Below are 10110 nucleotides of genomic sequence, written 5' to 3' on the forward strand. Positions count from 1 at the left end.
TGATTGCCCGGAGTGGCCCGGACGATGGTGATGAGCCGGTCGGTCAGCTGGAGGGTGCCGACGTCGGCGCACTGCTCGACCGGCAGCGGGAACGCGCCTTCGACGCCGCCGCGTTCACCGCCGCCTACCGCCGCTACTGCTGGCCCACCGAGGGCCTGGACGGGGTCCGGCTGGCCCCCTTCCAGCTGCTCGCGGTCCAGGGCCGCAGCCTCGCCGCACTGCCGCACGACGAGCAACTGGCCCTCATCGACCGGCTGGTGGAGTACGACGGCACCGGACTGCTGCACACCACCCGGCGGCTGTACGTCGACACCGGCGACCCGGAGTCGGTGCGCGCGGGCGTCGACTGGTGGCTGGAGATGACCGGCCGGGGCGGCGAGGGCATGGTCGTCAAGCCGCTCGGCGCGCTGGTCCGCGACGCGGACGGACGCCTGGTGCAGCCCGGTATCAAGTGCCGGGGCCGGGAGTACCTGCGGATCGTCTACGGCCCCGAGTACACCCGCCCCGACCACCTCGCCCGCCTGCGGCAGCGGTTCCTGAACCACAAGCGGTCACTGGCCCTGCGCGAGTACGCCCTCGGCCTGGAGGCCCTGGCCCGCCTGGCCGACGGTGAGCCGCTGTGGCGGATCCACGAGGCGGTCTTCGGGGTCCTGGCGCTGGAGTCGGAGCCGGTGGACCCACGGCTGTAGGCGCAGCCGCGCCCTCGTGCCGTACTCACTTCCGTGGCGGCACGCACCACGTGGCCCGCGCAGATCCCGGACCGCACCGGCGAACAGGGCCTTCGGCCGGGCAGTCGCTCAACGGTCCGGGCCGGCCACGGGCAGGGCCACGGCCGGCACCCGGCGAGAACCCCACAGCGCCGCGCGCCCCGCCGGTGGCGCTGCCCGCGCGTAGCCTTCGACAAGTTCCACGGGACGGACCCGACGCAACGGGAGATCTCGATCCGGCCGCGGCGGATATCGGCACCGGCACCAAGCGGGTCGCCATGGGATGGGCTAGCGGCACAGCACGCGCTCTCGCCTCCAGGACGCTGACCGAGTACCCAAGCAAACAAGCGCACCTCTTCCGAAGTGCCGACGCAACAGCCGCCTCCAACGCGCGAAAGTACCCACGGCACCAATGTCCCGAACGGCTTCCTCACGGTCGTCTTCGTCGCCCACGAGGGGACCGGCGAGCCGGAGGACCCCGAACCGCGCGAGCACGTCCCGGTCCGCTGGGCCGGCGCCGACGCACAAACCGCACTGTCCACTCGTGACGTGGGAGCCAACAGCCTCAGCCCGTCAGGCAGTTGAGCTGCCAAGTTGCCCGAACGCCCCTGGCTACGCTGTAGCATCCAGGGGTGACCGACGCCACATCATGGACATTCCGCGAGCACGAGACCGGGTTGAGCGAGCAGCCCCTCCGGCAGGGCGATGTTCTGGAATTCCTGCAAAAGGAGGAATTCCCGCTCGGATGGCGCGACACGATCGCCATCGTCGTAACCGGAAACTGTGACTTATCTTTCGGGAAACACTGGGGGACAATCACCTACGTGCCGGCAATACCCTTCGACGTATATGTTCAGCAGTTCGTTGTTCCGAAGATCATTGCCACGGAATCTGCAAAGTCCGAGAAGGCGCTGCATGGCCTGTTCGATCAAGAAGTTGCATCCGAGTCCGTGGATCGCGCCTTGGAAATGCTGCAACTCGGATATTCGATGGCGGAAATTGCAACCCTGCTGCCTCCCGATAGCAAGGACTTCCCTCGTTTCGAAACCGAACTGAAGACTCTTAACCTTTATTGGGTTGCACAGACTGCTTTGAAGCAGTGTTCGGACTCCGAGCAATTTTGGCGTCACATCGACAGGCTCGCCACCGACCTCGACAGGCTGCGCAAGCCTAAAACTGCAAGCAGGGAAACCCTCCGTAAGGAGATGAAGAACAGGCTCAAGAGCTTTCCCGGCGATTCTCTTTACTTGTCCGAGCCCGGCCCCGGGTACGGAGGTGGGTATGTTGTGATGCTGCGCCTGATTCGCAGCATCGAAGACTCCGCGGTGGCGCTGCGGCCGGCCGATGAATACCACTCGCCGGGACAGCATCGAGCACGACGGATCGCCCGTCTGAAGACCCTCTACTGTCACCGTGTCGTCCAGCAGATGGCCCAGGTTTTCACCGACATCGGCCTGCCCACCGACTACGAAGAATCCCGGGACTCTCACCTCAAGAACTACGTGGAAAGCTGGGGGAAGTAATGTTGATCGCCTTTACGCGGAGTAGCCTTCCTGAATACATCGAGCATGGCCGCACCGAGGGATTCCAGTCGGCTGCCGACCCGGGGACTCTGGGTAACAACTTGTTCATGTCGGAGGTGAGGGACTGTCGGTTCTTCGTGCACCGGGAAGACGACCAAGACAGTCGACTGATCCTGGTGAACGGCTGGTGCTGGGAGTTGATCACCCAGAATTCCGCAGAAGTGGTGACTCGCTTCCTGGAACGCATTGACCGGGCATCCCGCGCCATGGCGCACCCCCCGGTCTCGCTTCCGCATCAGTGGAGCAAGTTTTCCCACGAGAATTTGCTGGCCTTCTTCGCCCTGCCTCGCAATCTGAACCAGGATTCGCTGCGATGGGTTGCGGAGTCACTGGAGGGAGGCCATGCGGCATTCTGGTGGCTTACCGACCGGAACGATCCCAAGCCCCTCCAAAGCTTCAGTATCGACCACGCACCCGTCAGTGATGCGATGCTCGGCTACCACCAGGTGCTGGAGGTGGCGACCGAGGCGTTCGCCGGCCTCAGGGCGAGGCCCCAGCAACTGCAGCCGTCCATTGACCTGATGCGCGTGGGCGCCGGATCCGTCGCTCGGGAACGCTCGTACTCGGAATGGCTTCCGCACCTCACGGACGCCCAGCGGGCCATCCTCGACAACACCCTGACCGACCCGCTGAAGATCCGCGGTGTCGCTGGCTCCGGAAAAACCCTCACACTTGAGCTGAAAGCTCTGCATGAACTCTACAAAGCGTCCGGCACGCAGAGCGGCGGGCAGGGTCCCGTAGCAGCATTCGGGGCACTGCCGCGCATTCTCTTCCTCACGCACAGCTGGTCGATGGCGGAACAGGTCGAGGAGGCGTTCAGGCGGCTCGACGAGCGCGGACTCTCCTCCAAGATCGATGTCATGCCGCTCATCTACCTGAAAGAGTGGCTGCAAGGACCCCTGTCGTCAGAGGTCGAGGTCCTCGGCGAAGACAGTCTCGACGGCAAGCAGCAACAAATGCGTCTGATCAGCGAGGCCATCGAGCACATCAAAGCCAGTACCTGGGCGAGCTATAGGGCGAACGTAAGCGAGTGGGTCCGGCAGGGTGTCGATTCGGACCGGGACGAAGCCGATCGGCTCCGGCTCTGTTGGGCTTTGTTGCGTGAGTTCGCCGAGGTCTTCGACTCGCGCGAGATCAAGACGTTGCCCAATGCGCTGCAGAAATACATAGATCTCCCTCGCGAGGGGTGGATGGTGCCCCTCGAAACGAAGGCGGACAGAGAGCTCTCCTTCCGTGTGTACAAGTACTACGTCCGGCAGCTGGTGGAGGAGGGCCTGGTCACTACCGACCAGGTAGTCGACGACTTGAGGAGGGACCTCGAAAAGTATGAATGGAACGCCATCCGGGCTGGTCGTGGGTACGACATCGTCTTCGTCGATGAATTCCACCTCTTCAGTGATCCGGAGCGCTATCTGCTGCATTTACTGACCCGCGAGGCAGAGAAGCCGCCGCGCTTGGTCATGGCGATGGACCCGAGCCAATCGGTCTTCCTGTTGCTTACCGGGCTCGCCGAGACAGACATCAGCCGCACAACCAGCGGCATGATCCAGCGCGGGCAGACAAAGTCGATCGACTTGAAGACAACGCACCGCTTCACCGAACCAGTATTCAATTTCCTCCGCTACCTGCACACACAGATGCCGAACGTGGTAGAGCTCGGGCACGACTGGGTGTACGACTCGATCCCCGGTTCTGGCAACGCCGGCCAGGAGTTGCCGCGAGCACGATTCGTCGACCGCCAGCAGCTGGCCGAGACCGGCGTAGCCGAAGCCTTCGCCTTGCAGGGCGCAAGCACTCAGGAGCAGAGGGTGGCCCTCATCGGCGTAGGCAACAGCGAACTGGAGGCGATCAGGAAGGTCCTCAAGGAGAAGGGGCACGCCTCGTCCTCGTACGTCCTGATCGACGGGCGGGACGAGATCGAACAGCTGCGCTACTCGCGGCGCGCGCTGATCGTGACGGCGGCCGAGTACGCCGCCGGTCTCCAATTCTCACATGTCGTGGTGGTCGGGGGCACAAGCGGGAACCAGGAGTACGGTCACGGCACCAGCGCACTGCGGGCGCTGTACTCCCAGTTCTATTTGGCGGCCAGCCGCGCCGAGGAGCATCTCACCGTCATCGCCCCGCAGGAGCAGGGAGGCTTCGGCGAGGTGCTGGGCAAGGCTGTGGAAGCCGGTGTGGCCGTCTGATCTACGAGCCGGGTCCGGGCCCGGTCGGGCCGGACCCGGAGCAGGGTCCCCACGGGCTGCGATCCGAATGGCCGGAGACCTGCGGGCGCCCAGGACAGCACTGCCGCAGAAGGCGCACGACGCGTGCCGCTCGCCGGCGCGTACCCCCGCCCGGTGGTGCGTTCCTGTCGACGTGGTCCCGGCCATGCGGTCGTAGGCGGCCGGCTTCACCGACGCCCGCGCCGCCGAGGGGCCGGCGGCCGGAACGGTCGTGGTCGGCTTCACTGCCGCGTCGGTGCGGAGCGTGCCCGCGCAGGGGCCGCGGCCTGCCCGTGCGCTGACGGGCGAGTCATGGAGCCGCGTGCGCGGCACCGCCGTACACCTCACCCTGTCTCCCCGGACCGCGCGGCACATGTCCGCGCCTGCCGGAGCCCACGCGTGTCGGCGTCCCGGATCCCGTCGGGCGTGGGGCGATCGCCCTGCTCACCGCCGAGCGGCTGGTCCCGGCCGCCGGGTGCGGCGGACCCGACGTCCCACAGGGGACGGTGGCCGGTGCCGCCGCGCCGCGATCCGGTGCCCCGGCCACCGGAAACCCCCCGCAGGGGATGAAGGGCCGCCCCGGCGGTCAGGATGGAGGCATGGGATTCCATGTCGACTCCGAGGCCGGGCGGCTGCGCCGGGTCATCCTGCACCGGCCCGACCTAGAGCTCAAAAGGCTCACCCCCAGCAACAAGGACGCCCTGCTCTTCGACGACGTGCTGTGGGTGCGCCGGGCGCGTGCCGAGCACGACGGGTTCGCCGACGTCCTGCGGGACCGGGGGGTCGAGGTCCATCTCTTCGGGGACCTGCTCACCGAGACCCTGGCGCTCCCCGAGGCCCGCGCCCTGGTCCTGGACCGGGTCTTCGACGAGAAGGAGTACGGCCCCCTCGCCACCGGCCACCTGCGCGCCTCCTTCGACCGGATGCCGCCGGCGGAGCTGGCCGAGGCCCTGGTCGGCGGGATGACCAAGCGGGAGTACCTGGCCGGCCACGAGGAGCCGGTCTCCGTGCGCTTCCACGTCATGGAGCTGGACGACTTCCTGCTGCGCCCGCTGCCCAACCACCTCTTCACCCGGGACACCTCGGCGTGGATCTACGACGGCGTCTCCATCAACGCGATGCGCTGGCCCGCCCGGCAGCGCGAGACCGTGCACTTCGAGGCGATCTACCGGCACCACCCGCTGTTCCGCGACGAGTCGTTCCACGTCTGGTCCCGGGGACAGGCGGACTACCCGTCCACCATCGAGGGCGGCGACGTCCTGGTGCTCGGCAACGGCGCCGTGCTGATCGGGATGAGCGAGCGCACCACCCCGCAGGCCGTGGAGATGCTGGCGCACAAGCTGTTCGCGGCCGGCTCCGCGCGCACCATCGTCGCGCTCGACATGCCCAAGCGGCGCGCTTTCATGCACCTGGACACGGTGATGACCATGGTCGACGGCGACACCTTCACCCAGTACGCCGGCCTCGGCATGCTGCGCTCCTACACCATCGAGCCGGGCGACGGCGGGCGGGAGCTGAAGGTCACCGACCACCCGCCGGAGCACATGCACCGGGCGATCGCCGCCGCGCTCGGCCTCGGCGAGATCCGGGTGCTGACCGCCACCCAGGACGTGCACGCCGCCGAACGCGAGCAGTGGGACGACGGCTGCAACGTCCTCGCCGTCGAACCCGGTGTCGTCGTCGCCTACGAGCGGAACGCCACCACAAACACCCACCTGCGCAAACAGGGCATCGAGGTGATCGAGATCCCGGGCAGCGAGCTGGGCCGGGGCAGAGGCGGCCCCCGGTGCATGAGCTGTCCCGTCCAGCGAGATCCCGTATAGAAATGTGGAGTGTCGTATAGACTTACATAGTCCCCTGTAGTCATACACCTGGAGCGCCCCCATGGCGACAGTCCCGACCGCCCTCGCCGGCCGCCACTTCCTCAAGGAGCTGGACTTCACCGAGGCGGAGTTCCGCGGCCTGGTCGAGCTGGCCGCCGAGCTGAAGGCCGCCAAGAAGGCCGGGACCGAGACCCAGTACCTGCGCGGCCGGAACATCGCCCTGATCTTCGAGAAGACCTCGACGCGCACCCGTTGCGCGTTCGAGGTCGCCGCCGCCGACCAGGGCGCCCACACCACCTACCTGGAGCCCTCCGGGTCCCAGATCGGGCACAAGGAGTCCGTCCGGGACACCGCCCGGGTGCTGGGCCGGATGTACGACGCCATCGAGTACCGGGGCGACAGCCAGGCCAAGGTCGAGGAGCTGGCCGCGTACGCCGGCGTACCCGTCTACAACGGCCTCACCGACGACTGGCACCCCACCCAGATGCTCGCCGACGTGCTCACCATGACCGAGCACTGCGCCAAGCCGCTCGACGGCATCGCCTTCGCCTACCTCGGCGACGCCCGCTTCAACATGGGCAACTCCTACCTGGTCACCGGCGCCCTGCTCGGCATGGACGTACGGATCGTCGCCCCGAAGTCCTACTGGCCCGCCCAGGAGATCCTCGAGAGCGCCCGCGCGCTCGCCGGCTCCAGCGGTGCCCGGATCACCCTCACCGAGGACATCGCCGAGGGAGTGCGGGGCGCCGACTTCGTCGCCACCGACGTCTGGGTCTCCATGGGCGAGCCGAAGGAGGTGTGGGCCGAGCGGATCACGGCCCTCGCCCCGTACGCGGTGACCATGGACGTGCTGCGCGCCACCGGCAACCCGGACGTGCGGTTCCTGCACTGCCTGCCGGCCTTCCACGACCTCGGCACCACGGTCGGGCAGCAGATCCACGACACGTACGGCCTCACCTCGCTGGAGGTGACGGACGAGGTCTTCGAGTCCGCCCACTCGGTCGTCTTCGACGAGGCGGAGAACCGGCTGCACACCATCAAGGCGGTGCTGGTCGCCACACTCGCCCGGGAAACCCTTGCCTGACCCTCCTCACCAGGCCTTATCCTGACCGGCGGCCCGGAACCACCCCTTCCGCGGCCGCCGCCGCGGCCCCACCACGGCCGCCCGCACCACCAGAATCGAGCACCACCGGCATGCCCGCTCCCCGCATCAAGTCCCCGCGTCTGCTCGTCGCCGAATCCGGCGCCGACCGCGAGGGACACGGCCTGAAGCGCACCATGGGCCTCTTCCAGCTCATCTGCTTCGGCGTCGGCGCCATCGTCGGCACCGGCATCTTCGTCGGACTGTCCGACTCGGTCGCCCAGGCCGGCCCGGCCGTCGTCGTCTCCTTCGTCCTCGCGGCCCTCACCTGCGTCTTCACCGCCTTCTCCTTCGCCGAGCTGGGCGGCGCGATCCCGGTCTCCGGCTCCTCGTACTCCTTCGCCTACGCCGGCCTCGGCGAGTCCACCGCCTTCCTCGTCGGCTGGTGCCTGCTGCTGGAGTACGGCGTGTCCATCTCGGCCGTCGCGGTCGGCTGGAGCCAGTACGTCAACGAACTGCTGCACAGCCTCACCGGCCTCCAGCTCCCGGCCGTCCTGTCCGCGGGCCCCGGCGACGGCGGCGTGATCAACCTGCCGGCCGTGATCGTCATCGCCATGGCCTCCGCGCTGCTGGTGCGCGGCGTGCGGGAGAGCGCCCGGGCGACCGCCGCCATGGCCGCGGTCAAGCTCGTGATCCTGCTCGCCTTCTGCGCCATCGGCTACAGCGCCTTCAAGGACGGCAACCTCACCCCGTTCTCCCCGGCCGGCCTCGGCGGCATCGGCGCGGGCACCACCGCCGCCTTCTTCTCGTACATCGGCTTCGACGCGATCACCACGGCCGGCGAGGAGGCGAAGAACCCGCGCCGGCACATCCCCGTCGCGATCCTGGTCTGCATGGGCATCGTGACCCTGCTGTACTGCGCGGTCGCGCTCGCCGCGATCGGCGCCATCGGCGGCGACCAGGTGGCCGGCCGGCCCGCCGCCCTGTCCTACGTCGTCAACGAGGTCACCGGCTCCACCGTCGGCGGCGGTGTCATCGCCTTCGGCGCGGTCGTCGCCATCGCCTCCGTGGTCCTCGCCGTGATGTACGGCCAGACCCGCATCCTGATGTCGATGTCCCGGGACGGCCTGATCCCGCGCGTCTTCGAGAAGGTCAGCCCGAAGACCTCCACGCCGGTCGCCGGCACGCTGATCGTCGCCGTCGTCTTCGCACTCCCGGCGGCTTTCGCCTCGCTGGACGCCGTGATGAACCTGTGCACCATCGGCACCCTCGCCATCATGGCCGTCGTCAACGTCACGGTGCTGGCCCTGCGCCGCCGCGAACCGGGCCTCGACCGCAGCTTCCGGGTGCCGCTGTACCCGGTGGCCCCGCTGCTCGGCATCGGCTTCTGTCTGTACCTGATGTGGGAGACCGGCTGGCGCACCTGGATCCAGTTCGCCGTGTTCCTCGCGGTGGGCCTCGCGGTCTACGCCCTCTACGGCCGCCGGCACTCCACGCTGGCCGGCGCCGCCCCGGCCGGGGAGGTCACGCGGGCCGGGGCCGAGCGGGAACCACAGGCAGTCTGAACCACACCGCCTTGCCCGAGGGGGTGGGGCGGTGACCGCAGGAGGAGCTCAGGGCGCGGATCAGCAGCAGTCCGCGCCCGCCCTCCTGCCACACGTCGGGTTCCTCGAGCACCGGCGCGGTCAGCCGGCCGGGCGGCTCCGGGTCCGGGTCGTGCACCTCGACCTGGCAGCCGGTCGGCCGCAACTCCACCACCAGCTCTATCGGGCCGCGCCCGGCGGTGTGCTCCACCGCGTTGGCCACCAGTTCGGCGGTCAGCAGCTCGGCCGTGTCGCAGTCGGTGACGTGCTCGACCTCGGTGAGGGCCGTGCGCACCAGGGCGCGCGCCACGGGCACCGCCGCCGCGGTGTGCGGCAGCGCGATGCGCCAGGAGGCCGATTCGGCGGGGGGTTCGTGCACGGCGAGTCCTTCATGGAGCAGGCTGTCCTGCTGTCCGACTCCAGGCATGGTACGGGCCCGGCGGTGCGTGGCCGTCGCCGGGCCGGTCGACCGCCCCGTTTCTGTCGCGTCATCGTGACGACAGTCACAAACCGGTGATAACTTCAGGGGGGAGCGCACCGTACGGCACCGTCGCCCAAGGAGGCCGCACGTCATGAGTCCCTTCACCGGCTCGGCCGCCCGCACGGGCGACTGGGAGCATCTGCGGGTGCGGATCGCCGACCAGGTGGCCACCGTCACCCTCGCCCGCCCCGAGAAACTCAACGCCCTCACCTTCGGCGCCTACGCCGATCTGCGCGACCTGCTCGCCGAGCTGTCCCGGGAGCGCTCCGTACGGGCCCTGGTGCTGGCCGGCGAGGGCCGCGGCTTCTGCTCCGGCGGCGACGTGGACGAGATCATCGGCGCCACCCTCGCCATGGACACCGCACAGCTGCTCGACTTCAACCGGATGACCGGACAGGTCGTGCGGGCGGTCCGGGAGTGCCCGTTCCCGGTGATCGCCGCGGTGCACGGGGTGGCGGCCGGCGCCGGCGCGGTCCTCGCCCTCGCGGCCGACTTCCGGGTCGCCGACCCCTCGGCCCGGTTCGCGTTCCTCTTCACCCGGGTCGGGCTGTCCGGCGGTGACATGGGCGCGGCCTATCTGCTGCCCCGGGTCGTCGGCCTCGGCCACGCCACCCGGCTGCTCATGCTGGGCGACCCGGTGCGGGCCCC

The 10110-nt window shown here is 68.6% G+C and carries 7 protein-coding genes and 2 pseudogenes; 8 read left to right on the plus strand and 1 reads right to left on the minus strand.

Annotated features, from left to right (window positions below; translation table 11 throughout):
• The 7 genes and pseudogenes from H5J33_RS13055 to H5J33_RS13080 all read left to right on the plus strand — a co-directional run.
• A pseudogene (locus tag H5J33_RS13055) lies at positions 1–689 on the plus strand (polynucleotide kinase-phosphatase); the annotation flags it as partial.
• Between the two features lie 423 nt (positions 690–1112).
• Positions 1113–1232 (plus strand): annotated as a pseudogene (locus H5J33_RS37415) (DNA mismatch repair protein MutT); the annotation flags it as partial.
• A 107-nt stretch (positions 1233–1339) separates the two neighbouring features.
• Positions 1340–2230 (plus strand): hypothetical protein, encoded by an 891-nt coding sequence (locus tag H5J33_RS13060; RefSeq protein ID WP_181795069.1) that lies wholly within the window; start codon positions 1340–1342, stop codon positions 2228–2230.
• The gene (locus H5J33_RS13065; RefSeq protein WP_181795070.1) at positions 2230–4476 is read left to right on the plus strand and encodes a UvrD-helicase domain-containing protein; all 2247 of its coding nucleotides are present in this window, start codon (positions 2230–2232) and stop codon (positions 4474–4476) included. The genes H5J33_RS13060 and H5J33_RS13065 overlap by 1 nt, the downstream gene beginning before the upstream one ends.
• A gap of 617 nt (positions 4477–5093) precedes the next feature.
• Positions 5094–6317, plus strand: coding sequence for an arginine deiminase (locus tag H5J33_RS13070; protein ID WP_258565043.1), 1224 nt, complete (start codon positions 5094–5096; stop codon positions 6315–6317).
• Positions 6318–6378: 61 nt separating this feature from the next.
• Positions 6379–7401: an ornithine carbamoyltransferase gene (gene argF, locus H5J33_RS13075; protein WP_181795072.1), complete on the plus strand. Its 1023-nt coding sequence runs from the start codon at positions 6379–6381 to the stop codon at positions 7399–7401.
• Between the two features lie 110 nt (positions 7402–7511).
• Positions 7512–8963 carry an amino acid permease gene (locus tag H5J33_RS13080; protein WP_181795073.1) on the plus strand — a complete coding sequence of 484 codons (1452 nt, stop codon included), beginning with the start codon at positions 7512–7514 and terminating at the stop codon, positions 8961–8963.
• Here H5J33_RS13080 and H5J33_RS13085 read toward each other — a convergent pair.
• Positions 8923–9408, minus strand: a complete 486-nt coding sequence (locus H5J33_RS13085; RefSeq protein ID WP_181795074.1) for an ATP-binding protein — start codon at positions 9406–9408, stop codon at positions 8923–8925. The two genes, H5J33_RS13080 and H5J33_RS13085, sit on opposite strands and share 41 nt — an antisense overlap.
• A gap of 145 nt (positions 9409–9553) precedes the next feature.
• Here H5J33_RS13085 and H5J33_RS13090 point away from each other — a divergent pair.
• Positions 9554–10110 (plus strand): enoyl-CoA hydratase-related protein (locus H5J33_RS13090; RefSeq protein ID WP_181795075.1); only part of this gene is annotated, 557 nt, incomplete at its 3' end.

It is taken from the genome of Streptomyces sp. WELS2 (genome assembly GCF_013870595.1).
Classification (GTDB): domain Bacteria; phylum Actinomycetota; class Actinomycetes; order Streptomycetales; family Streptomycetaceae; genus Streptomyces.

What these genes read in the sequence shown, in the direction of transcription:
- H5J33_RS13065 (WP_181795070.1), top strand. Translation starts at nt 2,230, where the DNA reads ATGTTGATCGCCTTTACGCGGAGTAGCCTTCCTGAATACATCGAGCAT.
- argF (WP_181795072.1), top strand. Translation starts at nt 6,379, where the DNA reads ATGGCGACAGTCCCGACCGCCCTCGCCGGCCGCCACTTCCTCAAGGAG.
- H5J33_RS13070 (WP_258565043.1), top strand. Translation starts at nt 5,094, where the DNA reads ATGGGATTCCATGTCGACTCCGAGGCCGGGCGGCTGCGCCGGGTCATC.
- H5J33_RS13085 (WP_181795074.1), bottom strand. Translation starts at nt 9,408, where the DNA reads ATGCCTGGAGTCGGACAGCAGGACAGCCTGCTCCATGAAGGACTCGCC.
- H5J33_RS13080 (WP_181795073.1), top strand. Translation starts at nt 7,512, where the DNA reads ATGCCCGCTCCCCGCATCAAGTCCCCGCGTCTGCTCGTCGCCGAATCC.